This is a genomic window from Faecalicatena contorta, from assembly GCF_003149105.1.
Lineage (GTDB): Bacteria > Bacillota > Clostridia > Lachnospirales > Lachnospiraceae > Muricomes > Muricomes contortus_C.
Window position 1 is genome coordinate 53,935 of record NZ_QGDS01000001.1, and the last position, 25,942, is coordinate 79,876.

General features: G+C 43.0%; 26 protein-coding genes and 1 tRNA gene. 22 read left to right on the plus strand and 5 right to left on the minus strand.

Translation table 11 applies throughout. From position 1 onward, the window contains the following. The first annotated feature begins 17 nt into the window (after positions 1-17). The 3 genes from gpmI (at position 18) to A8805_RS00260 (ending at position 2,820) form a co-directional block, all read left to right on the plus strand. Positions 18-1,556 (plus strand): 2,3-bisphosphoglycerate-independent phosphoglycerate mutase, encoded by a 1,539-nt coding sequence (gene gpmI, locus A8805_RS00250; protein WP_109708231.1) that lies wholly within the window; start codon positions 18-20, stop codon positions 1,554-1,556. Positions 1,557-1,634: 78 nt separating this feature from the next. Next, the gene (locus tag A8805_RS00255; RefSeq protein ID WP_109708232.1) at positions 1,635-2,138 is read left to right on the plus strand and encodes a GreA/GreB family elongation factor; all 504 of its coding nucleotides are present in this window, start codon (positions 1,635-1,637) and stop codon (positions 2,136-2,138) included. A gap of 16 nt (positions 2,139-2,154) precedes the next feature. After that, positions 2,155-2,820, plus strand: coding sequence for an HAD family hydrolase (locus A8805_RS00260; protein WP_109708233.1), 666 nt, complete (start codon positions 2,155-2,157; stop codon positions 2,818-2,820). A gap of 168 nt (positions 2,821-2,988) precedes the next feature. Here A8805_RS00260 and A8805_RS00265 read toward each other — a convergent pair whose 3' ends face one another. Further along, positions 2,989-7,308: a 2-hydroxyacyl-CoA dehydratase gene (locus tag A8805_RS00265; RefSeq protein WP_242992210.1), complete on the minus strand. Its 4,320-nt coding sequence runs from the start codon at positions 7,306-7,308 to the stop codon at positions 2,989-2,991. A gap of 412 nt (positions 7,309-7,720) precedes the next feature. On the opposite strand from A8805_RS00265, the gene A8805_RS00270 reads away from it, so the two are divergent. The 9 genes from A8805_RS00270 (at position 7,721) to A8805_RS00310 (ending at position 15,020) form a co-directional block, all read left to right on the plus strand. Beyond that, a complete protein-coding gene (locus tag A8805_RS00270) occupies positions 7,721-8,548 on the plus strand; it encodes a hypothetical protein (protein ID WP_109708779.1) in 828 nt (275 codons plus the stop codon). A 55-nt stretch (positions 8,549-8,603) separates the two neighbouring features. Then, positions 8,604-10,040 carry a pyruvate kinase gene (gene pyk, locus A8805_RS00275; protein WP_109708234.1) on the plus strand — a complete coding sequence of 479 codons (1,437 nt, stop codon included), beginning with the start codon at positions 8,604-8,606 and terminating at the stop codon, positions 10,038-10,040. Between the two features lie 191 nt (positions 10,041-10,231). After that, positions 10,232-10,945, plus strand: a complete 714-nt coding sequence (locus A8805_RS00280) for a TrmB family transcriptional regulator (RefSeq protein WP_109708235.1) — start codon at positions 10,232-10,234, stop codon at positions 10,943-10,945. Further along, positions 10,942-12,216, plus strand: a complete 1,275-nt coding sequence (locus A8805_RS00285; protein WP_109708236.1) for a diaminopimelate decarboxylase — start codon at positions 10,942-10,944, stop codon at positions 12,214-12,216. The genes A8805_RS00280 and A8805_RS00285 overlap by 4 nt, the downstream gene beginning before the upstream one ends. A gap of 94 nt (positions 12,217-12,310) precedes the next feature. Then, positions 12,311-12,393, plus strand: a tRNA-Leu gene (locus A8805_RS00290). A gap of 305 nt (positions 12,394-12,698) precedes the next feature. Continuing rightward, on the plus strand, positions 12,699-13,106 hold the full coding sequence (locus tag A8805_RS00295; protein WP_330405656.1) for a DUF134 domain-containing protein: 408 nt from the start codon (positions 12,699-12,701) through the stop codon (positions 13,104-13,106). Between the two features lies 1 nt (position 13,107). Next, positions 13,108-13,518, plus strand: coding sequence for a NifB/NifX family molybdenum-iron cluster-binding protein (locus A8805_RS00300; protein ID WP_109708238.1), 411 nt, complete (start codon positions 13,108-13,110; stop codon positions 13,516-13,518). Between the two features lie 407 nt (positions 13,519-13,925). Then, complete coding sequence (locus A8805_RS00305) at positions 13,926-14,543, plus strand: DUF3793 family protein (RefSeq protein WP_109708239.1); 618 nt, start codon at positions 13,926-13,928, stop codon at positions 14,541-14,543. Between the two features lie 54 nt (positions 14,544-14,597). Next, positions 14,598-15,020 carry a flavodoxin gene (locus A8805_RS00310; protein WP_109708240.1) on the plus strand — a complete coding sequence of 141 codons (423 nt, stop codon included), beginning with the start codon at positions 14,598-14,600 and terminating at the stop codon, positions 15,018-15,020. A 185-nt stretch (positions 15,021-15,205) separates the two neighbouring features. On the opposite strand, the gene A8805_RS22280 is transcribed toward A8805_RS00310, so the two are convergent. From A8805_RS22280 to A8805_RS00330, 4 genes are all read right to left on the minus strand, one after another. Then, positions 15,206-15,490 (minus strand): hypothetical protein, encoded by a 285-nt coding sequence (locus A8805_RS22280; protein ID WP_109708241.1) that lies wholly within the window; start codon positions 15,488-15,490, stop codon positions 15,206-15,208. Further along, entirely contained in the window at positions 15,484-15,618 is a 135-nt protein-coding gene (locus tag A8805_RS00320) for a NifU family protein (protein WP_109708242.1), read from the minus strand. The genes A8805_RS22280 and A8805_RS00320 overlap by 7 nt, the downstream gene beginning before the upstream one ends. Before the next feature lie 81 nt (positions 15,619-15,699). Next, entirely contained in the window at positions 15,700-16,725 is a 1,026-nt protein-coding gene (locus A8805_RS00325) for an HAAS signaling domain-containing protein (protein ID WP_109708243.1), read from the minus strand. Further along, positions 16,718-17,065, minus strand: coding sequence for a PadR family transcriptional regulator (locus tag A8805_RS00330; protein ID WP_109708244.1), 348 nt, complete (start codon positions 17,063-17,065; stop codon positions 16,718-16,720). Before A8805_RS00330 ends, A8805_RS00325 begins: the two co-directional genes overlap by 8 nt. A gap of 329 nt (positions 17,066-17,394) precedes the next feature. On the opposite strand from A8805_RS00330, the gene A8805_RS00335 reads away from it, so the two are divergent. The 10 genes from A8805_RS00335 to trpA all read left to right on the plus strand — a co-directional run bounded on the left by A8805_RS00335 (position 17,395) and on the right by trpA (position 25,884). Then, positions 17,395-17,700 (plus strand): hypothetical protein, encoded by a 306-nt coding sequence (locus tag A8805_RS00335; RefSeq protein WP_109708245.1) that lies wholly within the window; start codon positions 17,395-17,397, stop codon positions 17,698-17,700. A gap of 151 nt (positions 17,701-17,851) precedes the next feature. Next, positions 17,852-18,118: an autorepressor SdpR family transcription factor gene (locus A8805_RS00340; protein ID WP_146199418.1), complete on the plus strand. Its 267-nt coding sequence runs from the start codon at positions 17,852-17,854 to the stop codon at positions 18,116-18,118. 1 nt (position 18,119) lies between these two features. Then, on the plus strand, positions 18,120-18,749 hold the full coding sequence (locus tag A8805_RS00345) for an SdpI family protein (protein WP_109708247.1): 630 nt from the start codon (positions 18,120-18,122) through the stop codon (positions 18,747-18,749). Between the two features lie 503 nt (positions 18,750-19,252). Beyond that, positions 19,253-20,731, plus strand: coding sequence for an anthranilate synthase component I (gene trpE / locus A8805_RS00350; RefSeq protein ID WP_109708248.1), 1,479 nt, complete (start codon positions 19,253-19,255; stop codon positions 20,729-20,731). Then, positions 20,728-21,288 carry an anthranilate synthase component II gene (locus tag A8805_RS00355; protein WP_109708249.1) on the plus strand — a complete coding sequence of 187 codons (561 nt, stop codon included), beginning with the start codon at positions 20,728-20,730 and terminating at the stop codon, positions 21,286-21,288. The genes trpE and A8805_RS00355 overlap by 4 nt, the downstream gene beginning before the upstream one ends. 74 nt (positions 21,289-21,362) lie before the next feature. Continuing rightward, positions 21,363-22,394 carry an anthranilate phosphoribosyltransferase gene (gene trpD, locus A8805_RS00360; RefSeq protein WP_109708250.1) on the plus strand — a complete coding sequence of 344 codons (1,032 nt, stop codon included), beginning with the start codon at positions 21,363-21,365 and terminating at the stop codon, positions 22,392-22,394. 36 nt (positions 22,395-22,430) lie between these two features. After that, complete coding sequence (gene trpC, locus A8805_RS00365; RefSeq protein ID WP_109708251.1) at positions 22,431-23,258, plus strand: indole-3-glycerol phosphate synthase TrpC; 828 nt, start codon at positions 22,431-22,433, stop codon at positions 23,256-23,258. Between the two features lie 65 nt (positions 23,259-23,323). Beyond that, positions 23,324-23,947 carry a phosphoribosylanthranilate isomerase gene (locus A8805_RS00370; RefSeq protein WP_109708252.1) on the plus strand — a complete coding sequence of 208 codons (624 nt, stop codon included), beginning with the start codon at positions 23,324-23,326 and terminating at the stop codon, positions 23,945-23,947. After that, on the plus strand, positions 23,925-25,109 hold the full coding sequence (gene trpB / locus A8805_RS00375) for a tryptophan synthase subunit beta (protein WP_109708253.1): 1,185 nt from the start codon (positions 23,925-23,927) through the stop codon (positions 25,107-25,109). Before A8805_RS00370 ends, trpB begins: the two co-directional genes overlap by 23 nt. Then, positions 25,102-25,884, plus strand: coding sequence for a tryptophan synthase subunit alpha (gene trpA, locus A8805_RS00380; RefSeq protein ID WP_109708254.1), 783 nt, complete (start codon positions 25,102-25,104; stop codon positions 25,882-25,884). The genes trpB and trpA overlap by 8 nt, the downstream gene beginning before the upstream one ends. The last annotated feature ends 58 nt before the right edge of the window (positions 25,885-25,942 follow it).

The following is a 25,942-nucleotide window of genomic DNA, read 5'->3' on the forward strand; positions in this document are numbered from 1 at the left end:
GATGAAGGAGAAAAGATATGAGTAAAAAACCAACTGTATTAATGATATTAGATGGGTATGGATTAAATGACAAAACTGCCGGAAATGCTGTGGCAGAGGCAAGTACACCGGTTATGGATAAATTAATGGCAGAATGCCCGTTTGTAAAAGGAAATGCCAGCGGATTGTCAGTGGGACTGCCTGACGGACAGATGGGAAATTCAGAAGTTGGACATTTGAATATGGGAGCAGGCCGTATTGTTTATCAGGACCTGACTAAGATTACAAAGTCTATTCAGGATGGTGACTTTTTTGAAAATGAAGCACTTCTTGCTGCCTGCAAGAATGCAAAAGATAATAATTCCGCCCTGCATATGTTCGGGCTTGTTTCCGATGGTGGCGTACACAGCCACAATGAGCATATTTATGGTCTTTTAGAACTTGCAAAAAAGCAGGGGATTGAAAAGGTATATGTACACTGCTTCTTGGACGGACGTGATACACCTCCTTCTTCAGGGAAGGAATATGTAGAGCAGCTGGAAGCAAAGATGAAGGAGATTGGAGCAGGAGAGGTTGCAAGCGTGATGGGACGCTACTATGCAATGGATAGAGATAACCGCTGGGACCGCGTGGAAAAGGCATACAGGGCTCTTGTAAAGGGCGAGGGAGAGACAGCAGAATCAGGACCCGCAGGAATCCAGGCTTCTTATGATGCAGGCGCCACAGATGAGTTCGTACTGCCTACTGTAGTTATGAAAAATGGATTACCGGTTGCGGCAATCAAAGATGATGATTCTGTTATTTTCTTTAATTTCCGTCCGGACCGTGCGAGGGAAATCACAAGAACATTCTGTGATGATCATTTTGAAGGATTTGACAGAGGCCCCCGTGTTAAGACAACTTTTGTGTGTTTTACGAATTATGATGTGACAATTGGAAACAAATTAGTTGCATTTGAAAAAGAAGAAATTACAAACACATTTGGGGAATTTCTTGCTAAAAATCATAAAACACAGGCACGTATTGCAGAGACAGAAAAGTATGCCCATGTAACCTTCTTTTTCAATGGAGGCGTGGAAGAACCCAATGAAGGTGAAGACAGAATCCTTGTAAAATCACCCAAAGTTGCTACCTATGATTTGAAACCGGAGATGAGTGCCTTTGAGGTGTGCGATAAGCTGGTTGAGGCGGTGAAATCTGATAAATATGACGTCATTATCATTAACTTTGCAAATCCGGATATGGTAGGCCATACTGGAGTGGAAACAGCTGCAATCGCAGCCATAGAAGCTGTTGATGAGTGTGTAGGCAGAACCGTGGAGGCTGTAAAGGAAGTGAATGGACAGATGTTCATTTGTGCAGACCATGGAAATGCAGAGCAGTTGATTGATGATGAAACAGGAGAGCCATTTACCGCTCATACGACCAATCCGGTGCCGTTTCTTCTTGTAAATGCAGATCCGGCTTACAAACTGAGAGAAGGGGGCTGCCTGGCTGACATTGCTCCTACTTTGATAGACCTGATGGGAATGGAGCAGCCAAAAGAAATGACCGGAAAATCCCTGCTGATAAAGTAGACTTATTGAACGGCTAATGTTCAATAAGAGGAGCTCAATGAATGTTCAATGAGAGAAGAATAGAGGGCTGGTGAGTAGATGTATGATAAACTGACAAAAGGCGATATAAAAAAGATTGAGGAAGAAATTGAGCACCGTAAATTGGTGGTGCGGAAACAGGCTATTGAGGCTGTGAAGGAAGCACGGGCTCACGGTGATTTGAGTGAAAACTTTGAGTATCATGCGGCGAAGAAGGATAAGAATAAAAATGAGAGCCGTATCCGGTATCTTGAGAGAATGCTGAAGACTGCAGTGATTGTGGAAGACAGTTCACGTGAAGACGAGGTTGGAATTAATAATACAGTAGAATTATACTATGAAGATGATGATGAGGTGGAAACATACCGCCTTGTCACATCGGTGCGGGGAAGCTCCATCAACGGGCGGATCAGCATTGAATCCCCAATCGGAAAAGCCATATTGGGACATAAGCTAAATGACAGGGTATATGTGAAGGTAAATAACGATTTTGGCTATTATGTTGTGATTCGCAGAATCATAAATACCCAGGAAGAAGAGGAAGAAAAAATCAGAAGCTTTTGACCGAAAGGAGGAATTTATGGAGATAAAAACAGTCCTGTTTGATTTGGACGGAACTTTAACAGATTCTGGTACTGGAATTACAAATAGCGTAAACTACGCTTTGAAAAAATATGGAATGGAAGTAGAGAATCCTTCAAAACTCCGTCATTTCATCGGGCCGCCTTTAAAAGAGCAGTTACGGGTACACTGTGGTATTTCTGAGGAAGAAAGCAATCAGGCGGTTGCTTATTACCGGGAATACTATACGGAAAAGGGGATTTTTGAAAATGAAGTTTATGAAGGAATCCCTGAACTGCTTCAGGCCTTGAAAAGTGCCGGAAAGACCGTTATCATGGCTACATCCAAACCCGAAAAGTATGCCAAAATCATAGCAGACCATTTTAATATTTCTCAATATTTTGACTTTATAGGCGGAAGCCTGATGGACGGAACCCGGACAAAAAAGTCGGAAGTCATAGAATATGCCCTAAAGGAATGTAAAATACAAGACAGGGAGAGTACCTTGATGATTGGTGACAGACGCTATGATATCCAGGGAGCAAAAGAGTTAAACATCCATTCCATGGGTGTGTTATACGGCTATGGTACCAGAGAAGAACTAGAAAGTGCAGGGGCAGATATCATCATAAAAACCCCTGGGGAAGCAGCCGGATACTTAAATATCAGTATTAATAAATCATAAATCTTGCCTATATTAGGCAAAAATAAAAGGCTCGGTGGATACAGAACTCAAGTACGTTTCGATGTACTTGAAGCTTGTATCTGCCGGGCCTTTTTGGTTTTAAAATTTGATTACCGCAGCGCCTAGATTACGTTTACTACGTTTTCTATACTCTGTTTACTGCAGCCTCTAAATTCCGCTTACTACAGCCGCGCCGCCTACTGACTTGGCAGGCTGTGATTCTACATTTTCCACGGTGCCTTTTACTTCGTTTTCCAGATTTTTATTTGCCGTTGAAAGCATCAGCTTAATCCGGTTCAGCTGATTTACTTCACTTGCTCCCGGGTCAAAATCAATGGCAACCACATTAGACTGGGGATATACCCGGCGCAGCTCTTTGATGACTCCTTTTCCTACCACGTGGTTGGGCAGGCACGCAAAAGGCTGGGTACATACAATATTACCGGCCCCGCTATGTATCAGTTCCAGCATCTCACCGGTCAGGAACCAGCCTTCACCAGTTTGATTTCCGATAGATACGAATTCAGATGCCATTTTTGCCAGGTTCTCAATACGGGCAGGCGGATCAAAATGTCTGCTGGCTTCAAATGCGCTGGATGCCGGTGAACGGAACCATTCCAGAGCTTTTATTCCCAGGTTTCCAATTCTTGCTTTTGATTTTGCAAATCCCAAATGAGACACTTTGAAGTTTTGGTTGTAGAAGCAATAGAGCAGGAAATCCAGCAAATCTGGAACCACAGCTTCTGCACCTTCATTTTCCAGCAGCTCTACAAGGTGGTTATTTGCGGCCGGAAGGAATTTTACAAGGATTTCTCCGACTACACCAACCCGGGGTTTCTTTACATTCAAGATTTCAATTGTATCAAAATCATGAATGATTTCCCGGCAAAGCTTTTTGAATTTATGTCTGGACGGATATCCGCCGGAAAGAAATTCTTTACATATTTTTGCCCATTTTCTGTGGATGGCATCCGTTGTCCCCGGCACTTTTTCATAAGGACGCATGCGATAAACACATTTCATGAAAATGTCGCCTAAGACAGCAGCGTATATACCTCTGAGAGCCAAAGCAGGTGTTATCTTAAAACCAGGGTTTCCTTCCAGTCCGCTCAGATTAATGGAGATTACAGGAATATGTGCATATCCCGCTTTCTTCAATGCACGCCTGATGAAACCTATGTAATTGGATGCACGGCATCCGCCTCCGGTCTGGCTGATAATAACGGCAAGCTTATCGGTATTATATTTTCCGGATAAAATCGCTTCCATAATCTGTCCTACCACCATAAGGGAAGGATAGCAGGCATCGTTGTTTACGTATTTCAGGCCTACATCTACGGCCTGCTTATTGTCATTTGGAAGTACTTCCACTTTATAGCCGGAAGCCTGGAATGCAGGTTCCAGCAGCTCAAAATGCATAGGAGACATCTGAGGGCAGAGGATTGTATAGGACTTGCGCATCTCCTTTGTAAATGGTACTTTTTCTATGGAGGACGTATGCATCTCCCTCTTTGTATTGCGCTGTTCTCTGACACGGATAGCAGCAAGCAGAGAGCGGACACGGATTCTGGCTGCTCCCAGATTATTGACCTCATCGATTTTCAATGAAGTATATATTTTATCTGAGCGGGTCAGAATCTCTTCAACCTGATCAGTTGTTACAGCATCCAGGCCGCATCCGAAGGAGTTTAACTGAATCAGATCCAGATTTTCCTTTGTTTTTACATAATTTGCCGCAGCATATAAGCGGGAATGGTACATCCACTGGTCCATGACATTTAAAGGACGTTCAACAGGCTGAAGATGGGAGACTGAATCCTCCGTCAATACGGCAATGTTGTAAGAATTCACCAGCTCAGGCAGTCCGTGATTGACTTCAGGGTCAATGTGGTATGGACGTCCGGCCAATACAATACCCCGGTTTCCCGTCTCATCCAGAAACTTGATAGTTTCTTCGCCTTTTCGGCGCATATCTTCACCGCATGCTTTTAGCTCCGCCCATGCATCATGGACTGCATCCCGAATCTCATTCTCAGGAATAGAGAACTTTTCCGAAAGCTCTTCAGTCAGGCGGCTGTGAAGAATCTCTTCATTTGCGAAGGAGAGGAAAGGATGGATAAAATCCACTTCACCGTGTACAATGGAGTCCATATTGTTCTTAATATTTTCCGGATAAGAGGTTACAATCGGGCAGTTGTAATGGTTATTGGCATCCTCAAATTCATTTCTTTCATATGAAACAGAAGGATAGAAAATCTGCCGGATTCCTTCATTAATCAGCCATTGCACATGTCCATGTGCCAGCTTTGCCGGATAACATTCTGATTCACTTGGAATAGAATCAATTCCAAGCTCATAGGTTTTTCGCGTAGAGGCAGGGGATAACACAACCCGGAACCCTAACTTAGTGAAAAATGTGAACCAGAAAGGATAATTCTCGTACATATTTAAAACCCGGGGAATTCCAATAATACCGCGTTTTGCTTCGGATTCCTCCAAAGGGGTGTAGCCTAAATACCGCTGGCTCTTATACTCAAAAAGATTTGGCAGCCCGTTCCCGGCTTTTTCTTTTCCAAGCCCTTTTTCACAGCGGTTTCCGGTGATGAAACGACGTTTGCCGCTGAAATGGCTGACAGTCAGGCGGCAGTTATTTGTACATCTTTTACATTTGGTCATGGTGGTAGTATATTCCAATGCTTCAATTTCATCAATGCTCAGCATTGTAGTACCTTCACATTCCACATATCGTTCCCGGGCGATTAAAGCAGCCCCGAAGGCTCCCATGATCCCTGCAATATCGGGACGGATGGCCTCGCAGTTTGCGATTTTTTCAAAGCTGCGCAGCACAGCGTTATTGTAAAAGGTTCCGCCCTGCACTACAATATGGTTTCCGAGTTCGGAAGCATCAGATACCTTTATAACCTTAAACAGTGCATTTTTAATGACAGAATAAGCGAGACCTGCGGAAATATCAGCGACTTCAGCACCCTCTTTCTGGGCCTGTTTTACCTTGGAATTCATGAATACAGTACAGCGTGTACCAAGATCAATTGGGTTTTTGGCGTAAAGAGCTTCCTGGGCAAAATCTTCTACGGAATAATTCAGAGATTTTGCAAAGGTTTCGATGAAAGAACCACACCCGGAGGAGCAGGCTTCATTTAACTGCACGCTGTCAACTGTCTGGTTTTTGATTTTAATACATTTCATATCCTGTCCGCCAATGTCCAGGATACAATCTACATCAGGCTCGAAGAAAGATGCGGCATAGTAGTGAGAAACTGTTTCTACCTCTCCCTCATCCAGTAAAAGGGCAGCTTTAATTAATGCCTCTCCATATCCAGTAGAACAGGAGTGCACAATTTCCACATCTTCCGGCAGCTTGCTGAAAATATCTTTGACTGCGCGAAGGGTAGTGCCCAGGGGGTCTCCTTCATTGTTGTTATAGAAGGAATACAAAAGTGTACCGTCTTCACCAACCAGTGCGGCTTTTGTTGTTGTGGAACCTGCATCGATTCCCAGAAAGGCCTTTCCTGTGTAAGAAGCAAGGTCCTTCACAGGCACTTTGTGGTTTGCATGGCGCAGGGTAAAAGAATCATATTCTTCGGTAGAAGCAAAAAGGGGTTCCATTCTGTCCACTTCAAATTCCATTTTTATCTTTCCGGCCAGACGCTGCTGAAGGCTTCTGAGAGCCACATTCACATCTCTTTTCGAATTCAGTGCAGAACCGATGGCTGCAAACAGGTGAGAGTGGTCCGGAGCAATGGTGTGCTCCTCATCCAGTTCTAAAGTGCGCACAAATGCAGTTTTAAGCTCGGAAAGAAAGTGAAGGGGTCCGCCTAAAAAGGCTACATGTCCCCGGATAGGTTTTCCGCAGGCAAGGCCGCTGATGGTCTGATTTACTACAGCCTGGAAGATAGAAGCAGCCAGATCTTCCTTAGCAGCCCCTTCATTGATTAGAGGCTGGATATCGGATTTTGCAAATACACCGCAGCGGGCGGCAATAGAATACAGTGCCTGATAGTTTTTTGCATATTCATTCAGTCCCTGAGCATCGGTCTGCAGCAGAGATGCCATCTGGTCGATAAAAGAACCTGTACCTCCGGCACAGACACCATTCATACGCTGTTCTACATTTCCGCCTTCGAAATAAATAATCTTGGCATCTTCACCACCCAGCTCAATGGCAACATCTGTCTGGGGGGCATAATCCTGCAATGCAGTGGATACGGCTATAACCTCCTGCACAAAGGGGACTCCCAGGTGTTTGGCCAAAGTCAGGCCGCCGGAACCGGTAATAACCGGTGAAACACGGATTGCACCCAGTTTGCAGATTGCTTTTTCAAGCAGCTCAGACAGGGTTTCCTGGATATTAGCAAAATGCCGTTCGTAATCGGAAAAGAGTACCTCTTTGTCATGACCTAGAATTGCAATCTTTACAGTGGTGGAACCAATGTCAATTCCTAAAGTATGTAATTCATTTAAGTTCATAGTGTTTTCCTCATTTTCTAAAACTATTATATGTTAGTTACTTCCTATTAAATGTATTTTTGGGTGTTACAACAATTTACATTATACGACAATATAGAAAAAAAGACAATTGTAATTATTATGCAGGTTTGTGGAATAATGGTACAAAGATTATAAAATTTTACAAAATCATAACATGAAAAAGGGTAACATATATTTGACAAACCCCCTGCCCAGACGGTACAATTACTGTATCTGTTCAGGGCCATGAACAGATACGCCGCAAGCCCATAAAAATCGCCTTTGGCGATGGGACTTGCTATTGCATGTTCAATGTTTTTACACAGACTGGGCATTTACTGCACAGTTTTGTACTGAACAGTTATTAATTACTTCATAAATGAGCAAATAAAAAGTAAGGAGAAAAATGTCATTGAATTGGTTAAGTAAGTTAGAAAAAAAGTTTGGTCGTTATGCTATCCATAATCTGACCTTATATTTAATCGGGGGTTATATTATCGGATATGGAATATATAGCCTTCTTCCGAATCTATTAGGCTGGCTGACCCTGGAACCAGGACTTGTACTGTCAGGTCAGGTCTGGAGGATCATATCATGGATTCTGGTGCCGCCCAGCGGAAATATGATTACGATTCTCATTATGATGTTGTTTTACTATTCACTGGGAACTGCGCTGGAACGTACGTGGGGAGCATTTCGTTACAATGTTTATATTTTTTCGGGAATTCTTTTCACCGTTATTGGTGCCTTTATATTATATTTGGTAACCGGCGGATTGTTAGGACTGGGATTTTACTTCAGTACGTATTACATTAATATGTCTATTTTTCTGGCGTTCGCCGTCAGCAATCCGGATATGGAAATAATGCTGTATTTCATCCTCCCTATAAAGATTAAATGGATGGCGCTGGTTTATGCCGCATTTATCTTATATGACCTGGTACGCGGAAATATGGTTACGAGGGTTGCAATTATAGCGTCTCTTCTGAACTTTATTGTATTCTTTTTCTCCAGCAGGAATACGAAGCCCTATACTCCGAAAGAGAGAGCAAGAAAGGCTGATTTCAAGAAACAGTCCCGTCCCCATATGACATACCAGAATGGCGCACGCCACCGGTGCGCAGTGTGCGGGCGGACAGAGCTGGATGACCCAACTCTGGAGTTTCGTTTTTGTTCAAAATGTAAGGGGAATTATGAGTATTGTCAGGATCACCTGTTTACGCACCGGCATGTTGAATGAAATGTTTTGAAAGAAAAGTAAAAGAAATAAAGTAATATCAGAGAGGATATAGAAAATGAAGAAGACAAAAGTAGTATGTACAATGGGACCAAACACAAATAATAGAGAATTGATGAGAAAGCTGATCCAAAACGGCATGGATGTTGCACGTTTTAATTTTTCCCACGGCGACCATCAGGAACATAAAAGCAGAATGGATATGTTAAAGCAGCTTAGGGAAGAGGAACGTGTCAACACGGCAATTCTGCTGGATACCAAAGGCCCGGAGATCCGCACCGGCCTGCTGGCCGATGGAAAGAAAGTTACCCTGGAGACAGGGAGCACTTTTACCTTGACTATTGATGATATAGTAGGCAATGAGCAAAAAGTATCCATCACATACACCGGATTGGTAGATGATGTGGACAAAGGTAAGATTATTCTGATTGATGACGGTCTGATTGGACTTAAGGTTGTAAGCAAGACAGACCGTGACATTGTCTGTACCGTTGTAAACGGGGGAGAACTAGGTGAACGAAAAGGGGTGAATGTACCCAATGTTCCTGTACGACTTCCGGCTATTACAAGTAAAGATAAAGAAGATATTAAATTTGGTGTAGAGCAGGATGTGGACTTTATTGCGGCATCTTTCGTGAGAAATGCAGAATGTGTTCTGGAAATCAAAGCTTACTTAAAAGAACTGAATGCGCCATATATCCCAATTATAGCTAAGGTAGAAAATGCAGAAGGGATTCAGAATATTGATGAGATTATCCGGGCTGCGGATGGAATCATGGTAGCCCGCGGAGATCTGGGAGTAGAGATTCCGGCAGAAGAGGTTCCCTATTTGCAGAAAATGATTATTCAGAAATGTAATAATAATTTTAAAACCGTTATTACAGCTACCCAGATGCTGGATTCCATGATTCGTAACCCCCGTCCTACAAGAGCTGAGGTTACCGATGTGGCGAATGCAGTCTACGACGGTACCGATGCAGTGATGCTGTCAGGGGAGACGGCCCAGGGGAAATATCCGCTGGAAGCTTTGCAGATGATGGTACACATCATAGAAAATTCAGAACAGCATTTGGATTATGACCTTATATTGGAAAAGGCAGGGAATCACCTGCGGACAGGAGTGTCTAGTGCGATAGGGTATTCCTCTGTGCTTGCCGCGGCAAACCTGAATGCAAAATGCATCATAACACCGTCTGTATCCGGAGCGACAGCAAGGGTGGTATCAAATCTGAAGCCAAAACAGGAAATCCTGGGGGTAACACCTAATGAAAGAACTTTGCGCAGGATGTCTATTTACTGGGGAGTCAGACCTCTGAAATCTTTAGAAGTGAATACTACAGAGGACATTTGCAGCGGAGCGATTGAACTGGCTCTTGTGAAACAGTATATTGAGACAGGGGATGTAGTTGTACTGACTGCCGGAATTCCATCGCCAAGTGTGAAGAAGGAAAAGAGCGGAATCAGCAATATGATGAGAATTGCGACGATAGAGTAGAGATAGCTGTTGTGCAAATATTTTATAAAAAGTATTCTGACCAGCGAATTACCAAAGCTATACTTGTTGAACTACTAATGTTCAACAAGTATAGCTTTGTGTAAGACGCTGGTTTTTTAACAACCTATTGACAGATAGTTTTGAATGTTATATAGTGTTCCTGTAAAGTACTACTAATGGAGTATAATAGAATGGATGAACAACAGTTTATAGAATATTTACTTCATTTCGGACTGACGAGGCAGGAAGCTCTGGTTTATCAGAAGCTGCTGCATAGAGGAAAGCAGACCGGATATGAGGTGGCTAAAGAAGCCGGTATTTCTCGCTCCAATGCTTATAATTCACTTGCAGCCCTGGTGGAGAAGGGGGCCGCGTATCTTGTGGAAGAATCAGCAAAACGATATATTCCGGTGAATCTGAAAGAATTTTGCGATAATTGTATCCGCAGAATGAAGGCAGAAGAGGAGTGGCTTATAAAAAACCTGCCCCCGGGGCAAGTGGAGGAAGAGGGCTATATCACCATTGAAGGGGCGGCCAATATACAGGACAAGATTCAGAATTTGCTGGAACATTCACAGGAACGTGTATATTTATCTTGTACATTAGATTGCCTGGGTGAGTTTCTAGAGGAATTAAAACAACTTTTGTCTGCAGGGAAAAAGGTGGTCATTATTACAGACGGGCCTTTTGAACTGGACGGTGCAAAGGTTTACATCACCGGGGATAAAGGCAGGCAGATAGGACTTATCATGGATTCAAAGTATGCATTGTCCGGTGAATACGGCAAGGGAAGTATGAACACCTGCCTGTATTCCGCTCAGAATAATTTTGTAATGGTATTCAAAATGGCTTTAGCGAATGAAATTCAACTAATAGAGCTACGTAAAGGAGAAAAGCAGATATGAAAAAAGAAGTATTTGTAACGAAAGAACAGCTGGATGAGATTGTAAAAGAATTTCCTACCCCTTTCCATCTTTATGATGAAAAAGGAATCAGAGAAAATGTGAAGGCTCTCAAGGAAGCTTTTGCATGGAATCCCGGCTACAAAGAGTATTTTGCAGTGAAGGCAACACCAAATCCTTTTCTGGTTCAGATTTTGAAGGAGTACGGCTGCGGCTGTGATTGTTCTTCTTATACAGAACTGATTCTCTCTGATGCAATTGGAGTAAGAGGTGAGGATATTATGTTTTCTTCCAATGACACCCCTGCTGAGGAATATGTACTGGCGGATAAGATGGGGGCAATTATTAATCTGGATGACATCACACACATTGATTTTCTGGAGCAGACAATCGGTCATATTCCAGAAACCATAAGCTGCCGGTATAATCCAGGCGGATTATTTAAAATCAGCAATGATATTATGGATAACCCGGGAGACTCCAAATTTGGCATGACTACAGAACAGATATTTGAGGCGTTTAAAATCCTGAAAGAAAAAGGTGCGAAGGATTTCGGGATTCATGCTTTTCTTGCCAGCAATACCGTGACCAACGATTATTATCCGATGCTGGCAAAGGTATTGTTTGAGCAGGCAGTGCGCCTTCAGCGGGAGACGGGAGTGCATATTAAGTTTATCAATCTTTCCGGCGGAATCGGAATCCCATACAAGCCGGACCAGGAGCCAAATGATATACGTGCCATCGGTGATGGTGTACGCAGGGTATACGAGGAAGTTTTAGTACCTGCGGGTATGGGAGATGTGGCGATTTATACAGAACTGGGCCGCTATATGATGGGTCCTTATGGATGCCTGGTGACCACGGCAATTCATGAAAAGCATACTCACAAAGAATATATCGGTGTGGATGCATGTGCCGTAAATCTAATGCGTCCGGCTATGTACGGGTCCTATCACCATATTACAGTTATGGGAAAAGAAGACTGGCCCTGTAACCATAAATATGATGTGTCAGGCTCACTCTGTGAAAACAATGATAAATTTGCCATTGACAGGATGCTGCCTAAAATAGATAAAGGGGATTACCTGGTCATTCATGACACAGGAGCTCATGGCTTCGCCATGGGATATAATTACAATGGGAAATTAAGATCCGCGGAAGTTCTCCTCAGGGAGGATGGTACAGCGCAGCTTATCCGACGTGCGGAAACACCAGCAGATTATTTTGCAACTTTCGATTGCTTTGACATTGGGAAAAAACTGATTCAGAAGTAATTTGCAAATTAATAAAAAACTATTGCAAAATGTCCCTAAATATGGTAACATAAACTTCGGTTCGGAAAGCAGACATGCACTCCGAACCGGATGAGCGGATGTGGCGGAATGGCAGACGCACAAGACTCAAAATCTTGCGGGGGTGACCTCGTGTGGGTTCAAGTCCCACCATCCGCAGTCATAAGAAAAAGTCCAAGTAAGATTGGACTTTTTTGTGTTTTAGGGCAAGAATCAAGCCGCCTCGAAAGGCGGTTTTTAATTTTTTAAGAATGTTTATTGACATATGCCCGAAACAGAGTTATAGTAAGAATGTAAATGACATATGTCAATAACTTGAAGAAGGTTATTATCAACGCACGGAAGAAACGGAACAGGTCCGATGGAAGATGGAGCATTCACTGGAAAAGGTCTTGGAGGATGTCCTGGAAGGAATCTGTAACAAAACGTAAAAGCTGCAGAGTATTCTCCTGTTTCTTTTACTTATGAAGCGAGGTGAGAAAATGCCGAGACCGAGAAAATGGAGAAAAGTCTGTTGCCTGCCGGAAAATGCCCGATTTGGGCCTTTAGGAAGCGCAGTCAGTGGAGAAGAAATTGTAAGGATGATGGTGGATGAATACGAAACTATCCGCTTAATTGATCTGGAAGGATTTACACAGGAAGAGTGCGCAAAACAAATGAACATAGCTCGTACCACCGTTCAAGGGATATATGAAACGGCAAGAAGGAAACTTGCAGACTCTCTGGTACATGGAAAGGTACTGCTGATCGATGGAGGAGAATATATCCTTTGTGGGGGACAGGAGGAAACCTGTGGCCGCGGCTGTTGCCATAGACGTCGCCGAGGTAGAAGAATTAATAACGAAAACCATATTGAAAGTGAGGAGAATTAAGATGAGAATTGCGGTAACTTATGAAAACGGCGAGGTTTTTCAACACTTTGGCCACACCGAACGTTTTAAAATTTACGACATCGAAGATAACAAAGTGATTGTCGCTACAACAGTTAATACCAATGGCAGCGGTCATGGCGCCCTGGCGGATATTCTAAAAAAGCTGAATGTGGGTACGCTAATCTGTGGAGGCATCGGCGGTGGAGCTAAGAGAGCATTATCCGAAGCAAATATAAAGCTTTATGGTGGAGTAACAGGAAACGCGGATGAGGCTGTCGAGGCATTACTGGCGGAAAAACTCGTCTTCGACCCGGAAGCCACCTGTAATCATCACGGCGGACATCACGATGATGGCCGTGGAGGACACAACTGCGGAGAACATAATCATCACGAAAAATCGAGTACGGTATAATAACATTAGATACAGTACTGTTTCAAAAAACAAACGTAAAGATTGATACAATGTCAATGCGCAAAAAGAGCTAAATAATACTGGGCTTCAAGGCTGCTCTGACAATTATTTGGCAGTAAGTGTAAAAGTGCATGTTAATGAGGCTCACATAAAAGTGAGCTTCTTTTTTAACATATGGCACATAATTATTAGTAACTTATATTGGTTCCTTAGAATTATACGAAAGAAAACCTCCTGATTATTTTTATAAAAACATCTTGACAATCAGATAAAAATTTGATAATTTAAAATAAGTTAGCAATAACTAACTTATCCGTGATTATACTCCTACACTGCCAAAGGTCAGTGTTTACTTTAGCTAATTTGGTTAGTTAATACTAACTAAAAGCAGAAAGCGAGGCGATGATTTGAAAACATTTAATCAAAAACAAGCGATGTTCATGGCTATGCTGCGCGGTTCCGTCTGCCGACAGCATATTGAATCATTGTTTTTGTACCATGCTTCACCTGTGCTTCGCAAAGCAAAGCCTGCCGTGCTGATTACTGTAAAATCGGAATGCGTGAATTTATGGAGAAGCAGAGAAAAAGCAATGTGCAAAGCAAGTGGATTGTGTTTAAAGGAACTGAAAATCAACAACAACTCCTCATTGTTTTTGATATATGACCGATACGAAATTGAGCTTGCCATTCGAAACGAAAAATCGCTTTGTATTTTAGCATCATTCGGTTATGAACTTAATGGAAGTGTCGATGAATTTCTTAATTGCTTATCTGCAAGGCTTGCGTCAAACGATTTTCCTCATGAGATCGGTCTTTTCCTTGGCTATCCTCCGGGAGATGTAAAAGCTTATATCGAAAATGAAGGTAAAAACTGTACCTGCTGCGGATACTGGAAGGTCTATGAGGATGTTGAAGCGGCGCAGCAAATGTGGGCGAAAATTGATGAGGCTCAAATCTATGCAATTGATGTGCTGCAAAATTTTCCGTCAATACAAATTGCTGCAAATTTGCTGAGAGCTGTGTGAAAAGTTTTAGGGAAGGTAAAGTTAGTTAAAAAAATTTATATAAAGGAGAAAATCATTATGCAAATTAATCTTATTTACTGGAGCGGTACAGGTAATACCGAGGCTATGGCAAATCTAATCAAAGAAGGTGCGGAAAGCGCTGGAGCAACTGTCAATCTGAAAAATGTTTCTGATGCATCGATTGACGATGTAAACTGTGATGTTTTGGTTCTCGGTTGTCCTTCTATGGGGGATGAGGTGTTGGAAGAAAGTGAATTTGAACCGTTCATGATTTCCATTGAGGGAAGTCTCAGCGGAAAGAAGCTTGCGCTCTTTGGTTCATACGGTTGGGGCGACGGGCAGTGGATGCGCGATTGGGACGAACGCATGAAGAACGCGGGAGCAGTGCTTGCAGTTGAGAGTCTGATTGTGAATGACGCACCCAGCGGAGAATCTGAGCAGGAGTGTAAAGACTTCGGGAGAGAAATCGCACAGTGATATGAAGTTTTTGCAGCGACATCTTTGATTTTCCGGTAAATCTACATATTCTCACCATGGCTGAGTGGTTAAAAGCAATGGATTATGGCATTTATCTTTCAGAAAACAAAGCTTAAGCTTTCAGAATATTCTGAAAAAGAAGAGCAAAAGGGACTGACCCTTTTGCTCTTCTTTTTTTGAATTTGTTATAGCTTCCCGGCAGACGCATTTAAAGTATCGAAAAATGTATATAGCTGTTCAAAATCCTGTTCTTCATATAAAATAAATTTTTTTGATTGTACAGAAAGTTTTTCGTGACTTGCGCATTTTGCGTGACAGCCGCAAATTACAATGAGAAAATCATAGGTTTGTGCTGGTACAGCATACGAGAAGCAAAGTTGAGGGCAGTGTTTTTGAAGTTCCTGCACTTTTTTTGCTCTGTCATATTTGGGATTGCATCCTCCGCAGTATTTTATTCCTACAGTTAACATGGCAGAGAACCTCCAGAACACTTTCCCAGCAGTTTAACACGCAGTATATGGTTTTCATATGAGACAACTTTAACATTTCCATGGTGCCGGGCTAGCTCCGGGCGCACCTTTTCAATTTTATTCAGCATCTTAAAATACCTCCTTGTAAAATAAGGATACCATATAATGAGCAAGTCGTATGCCAAAAATTTTTATGTTATTAAGTGGTTTTATGAATTTCTATTTCTAATGGTCTTAAAAATGGCATTTATGCATTCTGCCAGGGAACAAATCACAACTATAAGGAAAACAAGTGCAATGATTGGATTTATTCCTCCTCTTCCCATAAAACGCAGTATATCAAGGTTACTCCAATCGAAGCGCTGCAGGAAAGTTGTAAATTCGGCGCTGAATATGTCTGGTCTGGTAATTAGATAAATCATAACGCCTATACTTATTAGGCTGTTTATTATGACTGCAGTGCAGACAAGAGGCGTCCATCTGCGCTCTTTAATCTTAATAATAGATTCGCCGGCACCAAATAAGAACATCGCTATAATAGCAGGGATACAGGCGGCTAAGAAGCTAGAGCTGAATAAGGTGTATATTCGTGTGTTGCCATCCAGAATCATAAAGGGAATAGGTAATGTTCCAGCGCACAGCAAAATTGCTAGGACAGAGAATGCAAACGTTAGTATCAACTCGGCAATACTGTCGGATAATGGTATTTTTCCTTTGTCAGCAGGCAATACTTCCGGTAAATCTTCAATGTTCCACTTGGGTTCTCTGTCTTCATCCGTTTTCGTACTGGCCCGTTCAGCAATTACAAAGCCAATCGTCGTCCACAAAAGCGCCTGGAAGGTGGCAGATATACCTAAAGAAATACCTTTTGACAGGATATTCTGTATAAAGTAAACTGCATCAACCATACCGTTTTTAATGGCATCAATGGCTCCCACAATCATACCAATACATAAGGTAAGGATACCAATCAGAGGCAAGATCCATTTTAATACGCGCACATAATCATCATAAACAGCGGGGGATATCAAATACCGTGGGTTTTGCCGGTATTTCTCCGCCAGGGAAACAGGCGGACCCAGTTTATACAAAACTTCCTTTATTTCGTTTTCATCAGCATTTTCCGTCAGCATATCATAAATGTTGGACTTTAATTCTTTGCTTACTTCATCCCTGTCTTTTTCAGGAAGGCGGCGTGTTACGTCATAAACATAGCGATCAATTAAATTATTCATTGTATACATCCTTTCCGCAAATAGATTCAATGCTTCTTTGCATTCTTTTCCATTCTTCCATTAGTTCCTTATATACTGTTTCACCTTTTTCATTGATGGAGTAGTATTTCCTCGGTCTGCTCTCACTTGTATCCCAATCACTGACAAGTAAGCCCTGACTTTCCAACCGGCGTAAAAGTGGATACAGTGTATTGGCTTCGATGTCTATGTGCTCGCCCTGCATCGTTTGAAGCAGTGCATAGCCATAATGGGATTGCTTCAGACATCCCAGGACAGCCAGTGTTAGGCTTCCCCTGCGGAGTTCTGTGATAAAGTTTTGAATTTGTTCTTTTTCTGACATAGTTATCACCTCATAGTTATTATACTGTGTATCATACAATATTGTCAATAATTGTTTATTGTGAAATTTATTATAATGGAGATCCTAAATACTGTAGATGAATTAAAAAGCATATACTTTGGAAACGAAGGCAAAATTTGGTCGTATAAGTTTAAACATGTTTCGACATCAGCGTTGACATCAACCGGAAAAAACTTTATAGTATGTATTGGACACAGTAAATATAAAAAGTTATTTTACAGGGTATTAAGGTACAGAACACGGTATTTTTTCTCAAGGAAAAGAGACGGTGTTTTTAAATTTATTTACCTTCAAAGGAGGTGGATGGTATGCCATTTAAACGTGGTGATACATGCTTTATATTAGAGGACAATTCAGAAGTAGTTCAGGTAAAGGTAGTTAGTAAACAAGGGAAGACTTATATCGTACAGTTAATTGGGGCCTGTGGTGCATTGAAGCTGCCTGAAAATAGATTGTTTGAGACGAAAGAAGAGGCTAAGGCAAGCAAAAAAACGTCAAGAGCAATGGTAAGTCCTCAGTTATCTGAATCATATAGAAGAACAGGCTTGCCCGAAATAAATATTCCTGATGTTTTTGACAGTAACAGGTCAAAAAGAGGTCCTGGTAAAGTTTAGCATAGGAAAGATAATAAAAAGCAAATAAAGGAATTTGGCTGGAAACAGGTATTTAGATGGACTTCTAAATACCTGTTGTTTTTTACCGGAGTTTGTGATATAAAGTGATTAGAAGATTTTCTAAATAGGTTTAAAGAAAGGAAGGATGCGGATGAGTTTTGCGGAAACATTTAAAGCACTTTCAGACCCCGTTCGGAGGGAAATTCTGGTGCTGCTAAAGGGTGCTCCTCTTTCTGCCGGGGAGATAGGGAGTCATTTTGATATGACGGGAGCAACGATTTCTTATCATCTTAGCATATTAAAAAAGGCAGATTTGGTATGGGAGACAAAAGTAAAGAACTATGTTTATTATGAATTGAATACTTCCGTAGTGGAAGAAATTATGCTTTGGCTGTCAGACCTGAAAGGAGATAGATAGTATGAAACCATATTTGAAAAGAATAATTATTACCAGTATTATCACCATTTTGCCCATGCTGGCGGGAATTTTACTGTGGAATAAGCTCCCTGAGACAATTGCTACACATTGGGGAATGAATAATGTTGCAAACGGTTGGAGCAGCAGGACCTTTGCTGTCTTCGGGATGCCCCTGCTTCTTGTATTACTGCATCTGGTCTGTATATTTGTAACGCTGAATGACCCGAAAAAGAAGAACATCAGCAATAAGATGCTAAATGTAGTGTTCTGGATTATCCCTGTCACATCATGGGTATGTTGTTTCATGATTTATGGTATAGCTGTGGGGATTTCTTTGAATATCGGCATGGGTGCAAATCTTATGGTGGGAGTGTTATTTGTTGTAATTGGAAACTACATCCCTAAGAGTAAACAAAGTTATACTGTGGGAATCAGGCTGCCCTGGACATTAAACAGTACGGAAAACTGGAACCGTACCAGCAGGCTTGCCGGGAAGCTCTTTATTGTAGGTGGGATTGTGTTTATTATAAGTGCCTTCTTTCAATTTGGTATAATACCTTTGGTTATCATAGTTCTGGTTGTGCTGATTCCTGCCATATATTCTTACTCACTTTATAGAAAAGGAATTTAATGAAAAATTAAAAGATAAATTTAATCATTGACATTTTTACAAAAGAGCGTATATAATAAACAACAAATTAAACCGTTGAAGCGGAGATAAAAACATATCGTGCATTCACAGAGAGCCTGAGATGGTGGAAATCAGGTAAACGCAGTTTGTTAAATGGACCGCTGAGGGCATGAGGGAAAGGCAGTAAGGCCGAGTATAGCATGACGTAAGGGCGTACGTTAGTCGCCAGAGATATGTTAGTATCTTGCTAAGTGCACAGGAATTTTTTCTGTGAATCAAGGTGGCACCGCGAATTGAAATTTCAATCCGTCCTTGACATTACTTTAATGTGTAATGTCAGGGGCGGATTTTTTTAATTATTCTGAAAACAGAGCCCAAAAGGGACAGTCCCCTTTGCACTGATTATTCAGAATATTCTGAAAACGAAGCTCAAAAGGGTCAGTCCCTTTTGTACTTCTTTTGTACTTTCACCTTTAGATTGTCCCTGACGGAAAGGAGAGTTTATGATTTATCCTGATTTAAAGAGAGCAGAAGAGTTTGCGGCGGCAGGGAATTATCGTACCATGCCGGTCAGTGTGGAATTGTTTTCGGATATGTATACGCCTATCGGGGTATTGCAGGTACTGAAAAATGTGAGTGACCACTGTTATATGCTTGAGAGTGCGGAGGATGCAAAACGGTGGGGACGTTATAGTTTCCTGGGATTTGAGCCTACCATGGAAATTAGCTGCAGGAATGGGATGTGCCGGATCAAGGATGAAGGAATAAAGGAATTTGAGACTTCTTATCCTGGAAAATACATCCGCGAGATTGTGGAAAGTCACCGGGCGCCTAAGCTGGAAGGACTTCCTTCTTTTACAGGAGGGCTGGTGGGGTATTTCTCTTATGACTATATCAAGTATGCGGAGCCATCATTGAAGCTTAATGCCAGAGATGAAGCCCATTTCAGGGATGTGGACCTGATGCTTTTTGACCAGGTGATTGTGTTTGATCATTTGAGACATAAAATGATTTTAATTGTAAGTATGTCTTTGGACGGAAATGTGAAACAGGAATATGAAAAAGCAATTGACCGGCTGGAAAGGCTGAAACGGATTGTAAGGAACGGGGAACCGAAGCCATATATTCCGCTGACGATAAAAAGTGAGCTGCGTCCCCATTTTACGAAGGAAACGTACTGCAAAATGGTGGAGCGCGCAAAGCATTACATCTATGAAGGGGATATTTTCCAGGTGGTGCTGTCAAACCGGCTGTCGGCAGAAATAGAAGGAAGCATTCTGGATGTATACCGGATGCTCCGCAGTACGAATCCGTCTCCCTATATGTTTTACTTTTCCAGCAATGATGTTGAGATTGCAGGAGCTTCCCCTGAAACACTGGTAAAATTGGAGGATGGGGCGCTTCATACATTTCCTTTAGCCGGGACCAGGAAAAGGGGAGACACTTATGAGGAGGATCAGCGTCTGGAAAAGGAGCTCCTGGCAGACGAAAAGGAATTGGCTGAACATAATATGCTGGTTGATCTGGGGAGAAATGACATCGGGAAAATCAGCAAAATAGGTACAGTGGAACTGGAAAAATATCAGAGCATTGAACGGTTTTCCCATGTGATGCACATTGGCTCCACCGTGAGAGGTGAGATTCGGAAAGATAAGGATTTTATGAACACCATAGATGCAATTCTTCCGGCAGGGACCCTCTCTGGGGCACCCAAAATCCGTGCCTGTGAGATTATCGACGAACTGGAGGACTGCAAGCGGGGAATCTATGGAGGTGCAGTAGGATACATTGATTTTACTGGAAACTTGGATACTTGTATAGCCATCAGGATGGCTTACGCGAAAAACGGACATATTTATGTATGCTCCGGTGCGGGAATTGTGGCGGACAGTGTTCCGGAGATGGAATATCAAGAATGTCTGAATAAAGCCAAAGCGGTGACAAAAGCCATTGAGGGCGCAGGGAAGGGGATAGAAGCATGATTGTGTTGATTGATAATTATGACAGTTTTTCTTACAATCTGTACCAATTGATTGGGGCAGAGCGGGAGCACCTGATGGTTATCCGTAATGATGAAATGACTGCGGAGGAAATCCGGGGAATGAAACCGGAAGCTATCGTTTTGTCTCCCGGACCGGGAAGACCTGATGATGCAGGCATCTGTTTGGAAATCGTGCAGAAACTGGCAGGAGAAATTCCTATATTGGGGGTGTGCCTGGGACATCAGGCTATTTGTCAGGCTTTCGGCGGAAAGATTACGTATGCCCCACGGCTGATGCATGGAAAAACCTCAGAAGCATGGCTGGATAGGGAGAGTAAGTTATTTAAGGGAATGCAGGATAGAATCCCGGTTGCCAGATATCATTCTCTGGCAGTTGAGGAGGAAAGCCTTCCTTCAACTCTCCGGGTAACGGCAAGGACGAAGGAGGGAGAGATTATGGCGGTGGAACACCGGGAATATCCGGTATATGGAGTACAGTTTCACCCGGAATCTATTTTGACTCCCGATGGGGCAAAGATTATCCACAATTTTTTATAACAGCCCAGTAACGTGAAACCAGTCTTATGGCTGAACTGTTACGTCGAATATATTCAGAAAGGAAGCAGGACATCATGATTAAAGAGGCAATTTTAAAACTGGCAAAGAGGAAAGATTTAACATATAAAGAAGCTTACCAGGTTATGAATGAGATTATGAGCGGGGAGGCAAGTGACGTACAGATGAGCTCTTATCTGACAGCTATGAGCCTGAAAGGGGAGACCATCGATGAGATTACGGCTTCGGCAGCAGGGATGAGAGAACATTGTGTAAAACTCCTGCACAATGTGGACGCGCTGGAGATTGTAGGGACAGGGGGAGACGGAGCTAACTCCTTCAATATTTCCACCACCTCCGCACTGGTGATTGCTGCCGCGGGAGTGCCGGTAGCAAAGCATGGCAACCGTGCAGCATCCAGCAGAAGCGGAGCGGCGGATGTGCTGGAGGCGCTTGGGGTAAAAATTACAATACCACCGGAGCAGAGCGCACAGCTTTTGGAGAAAATCGGGATCTGTTTCTTATTTGCCCAGAATTATCACATTGCTATGAAATATGTAGCTCCAGTCAGAAAGGAGCTGGGCATACGGACCATTTTTAACATCCTGGGACCGCTGGCCAATCCGGCCGGGGCAAATATGGAAGTGATGGGAGTTTATGAAGAAGCTCTTGTAGAGCCATTAGCCAGAGTGCTGGAAAAACTGGGTGTAAAAAATGCCATGGTAGTGTATGGACAGGATAAACTGGATGAGATATCCATGAGCGCTCCGACGACCGTATGTGAAATCAAAAACGGCGCATTTCATTCTTATACAATTACACCGGAACAATTTGGATTTACCTTCTGCAAAAAATCAGAGCTGGCAGGAGGAACACCTCAAGAAAATGCGGAAATCACAAGGGCGATTTTGAAGGGGCAGGAAACCGGACCGAAACGAAATGCGGTACTTTTGAATACAGGGGCAGCCCTTTATGTGGCAGGAAAGGCAAAAACACTTGAAGAAGGCGTAAGCCTTGCAGAAGAAACAATAGATAGTGGAAAAGCAAATGAAAAACTGGAGCAGTTTATACGTTATTCTAATCTTACAGAAGAAATCCCCTGTTTTTAAATGGAACAGAGTTTTTGGTGAAGAGGAAGGTAAAAGATGATATTAGATGAGATTGCGGCAAAAACCAGGATAAGAATAAAAGAAAAAAAGAAAAATGTACCGGAGGAAGGGCTGAGGGAGAAAGCATATGAATTGGCTCTCAAAGAAAGGCAGGAACAGGGAGGCGATTTTTCATTTCCCTTTGAAAAGGCCTTAAAAAAAGAGGGGATGTCTTTCATCTGTGAAGTGAAAAAAGCATCTCCCTCTAAAGGAGTCATAGCAGAAGAGTTTCCCTATCTAAAGATAGCAGAAGAATATGAACAGGCAGGAGCATCAGCACTGTCAGTTCTGACGGAACCTTACTATTTCAAAGGAAACGACACGTTTCTGGAGGAAATATCACAAAAAGTCAGGATTCCTATCCTAAGGAAAGATTTTACGATAGATGTCTATATGCTGTATGAAGCAAAAATAATGGGAGCCCATGCCATCCTTTTGATTTGCGCCATATTAAATGACGAAGAGCTAAAAGACTACATGAAAATAGCAGAAGAGCTGGGGCTGTCGGCAGTAGTGGAGGCACACACTGCAGAAGAATTAGAAAGAGCTTTAAAATGCGGGGCAAGGATAGTAGGAGTCAATAATAGAGATTTAAAAACCTTTAAGGTAGACATCCATACGAGCGAACGCCTTCGAAGCCTGGTGCCGGAACAGGTACTATATGTATCAGAGAGTGGGATAAAAAGCGCTGAGGACATCCAGCGGCTGCGGAAAAACCGGACAGATGCTGTACTGATAGGAGAGACACTTATGAGAAGTACAGATAAGCGCAGGATGTTAGAGGAATTCAAGAGGGACGAATTCAAGAGGGACAGTCCCTTTTGAAAAGGGACTGTCCCCTTTGCACTTCGTTTTCAGAATATTCTGATATTTTGCAGTCAGGAGGGGCTATGAAGATTAAAATATGTGGGCTGAGCCGTGTTGAGGATGTTGAGGCGGTGAACGAGGCCAGGCCGGATTTAATAGGGTTTGTCTTTGCCAGAGGGAGTCGCAGATATGTTACGCCCAGCCAGGCGGCCTTGCTGAAAAGCGGATTAAGCAAAGAAATATTAGCTGTAGGAGTGTTTGTGGATGAGGAGCTGGATATTGTTCTGGATTTGGCAGAGAAGCAGACGATAGATATTATACAGCTCCACGGCAGTGAAGATGTGAAATACCTGGAAAGGCTGAAAAGGTGCTGTGATGCTCCTGTTGTAAAGGCAGTGTCCATGACATCAGATGGTTTTTCGGAGGAGTTGCGGCGCTGGGAAGAAAGCAGCATAGATTATCTGCTTTTGGACAGCGGCACAGGGGGAACCGGGCAGCAGTTTGATTACAGGCTTATTGGCAGGGTTACAAAACCTTTCTTTCTGGCCGGAGGATTGAATCCGGAAAATGTTGCCCAGGCGGCTATGCAGGTATTGCCTTATGGGGTGGATATGAGCAGCGGTGTAGAGACAGAAGGAAAAAAGGACAGAGAAAAAATAAAAGAAGCAGTTAGGAGGATTCGAGATGTCGAAAGGAAGATACGGTGAGTTCGGAGGGCAGTATATCTCCGAGACACTCATGAATGAATTAATTCATCTGGAGGAGCAGTATGAATATTATAGAAAAGATGCTGAATTCCAGTTAGAGCTGAACAACCTGCTGAATGACTATGCGGGACGCCCTTCCCGCCTGTATTATGCGGAGAAGATGACAAAAGATTTAGGCGGAGCAAAGATTTATTTAAAGAGGGAAGATTTAAACCATACAGGTTCTCACAAAATTAACAATGTGCTGGGGCAGGTGCTTCTGGCAAAAAGAATGGGAAAAACCAGAGTCATTGCAGAGACAGGCGCCGGACAGCATGGCGTGGCTACGGCTACGGCGGCAGCACTTTTGGGACTGGAATGTGAAGTGTTCATGGGAAAAGAGGATACAGACCGGCAGGCCCTGAATGTGTACAGGATGGAACTTCTGGGTGCGAAAGTCCACTCAGTGACCAGCGGCACCCAGACGCTGAAGGACGCGGTGAATGAGACTATGCGGGAGTGGACCAACAGGGTGTCAGATACTCACTATGTCCTTGGCTCCGTCATGGGACCTCATCCTTTTCCAATGATAGTAAGGGATTTTCAAAGTGTAATCAGCCGGGAAGCCAGAGAGCAGATTCTAAAAGCAGAAGGAAAGCTGCCGTCAGCAGTACTTGCCTGTGTGGGTGGAGGGAGCAATGCAATAGGGATGTTTTACCACTTCATTCCGGATAAAACGGTCAGGCTGATCGGCTGTGAGGCAGCAGGAGCAGGAGTGGATACAGATAAGCATGCGGCAACTATGACAAAAGGATCGATTGGCGTGTTTCATGGGATGAAGTCTTACTTTTGTCAGGATGAATACGGTCAGATTGCACCGGTATATTCTATTTCCGCGGGTCTCGACTATCCGGGAATTGGACCGGAACACGCATATCTGAGAGATTCCGGCAGGGCGGAATATGTGCCGGTGACAGACGATGAGTCGGTGGATGCATTTGAATATCTGGCAAGGACGGAAGGTATCATCTGTGCTGTAGAGAGCGCTCACGCTGTAGCACATGCCAGGAAGATTGCACCCCACATGGGAGAAGAGGAAGTAATGATTATCTGTCTGTCAGGGCGGGGAGATAAAGACGTAGCGGCGATTGCAAGATACAAGGGGGTGGATATCCATGAGTAAAATAAAAAATGCATTTTCAGACGGAAAGGCTTTTATTGCTTTCTTAACGGCAGGGGACCCTTCTCTGGAGAAAACTGTGGACTATATTCTGGCAATAGAAGAGGCAGGCGCAGACCTGGTGGAAATCGGGATTCCCTTTTCTGACCCGACGGCAGAAGGCATTGTGATACAGGATGCAAATATCCGGGCGTTGAAAGAAGGCATGACTGTAGACGGCGTGTTTGAAATTGTAAGCCGGGTAAGAGAAAAGAGTCAGATACCTCTGGTGTTTCTGACGTATCTGAATCCGGTATTCCATTACGGATACGAAAACTTTTTTCTGAAATGTGAAAACCTGGGTGTAGATGGCATTATTATTCCGGATCTGCCTTACGAGGAAAAAGAGGAAATGTCTGTGGCGGCAGAATCTCATCATGTAGATGTCATCTCCATGATAGCGCCCACCTCCAGACAGCGGATTCAGATGATTGCAGAAGAAGCAAAAGGCTTCCTTTATGTAGTGTCATCCATGGGTGTTACTGGTGTAAGAAGTAATATAGAGACGGATATTACTTCTATGATTGCTTCTATCCGTGAAGTGACGGATATACCGGCGGCGGTGGGCTTTGGTATTAGCACGCCTGAGCAGGCTGAAAGAATGGCAGCAGCTTCCGACGGAGCCATTGTGGGCAGTGCAATTGTGAAACTGATAGAAAAATATGGAGACCGGGCAGAAGAGCCGATTGCAGAATATGTAAAGAGCATGAAAGAGGCGGTAAAAAGAGCCGGAAATTAAAAAATATCGATGTCAAATGTAGCTGGTTTCTGTTCAATTGCCGATAATTGAACTAGAT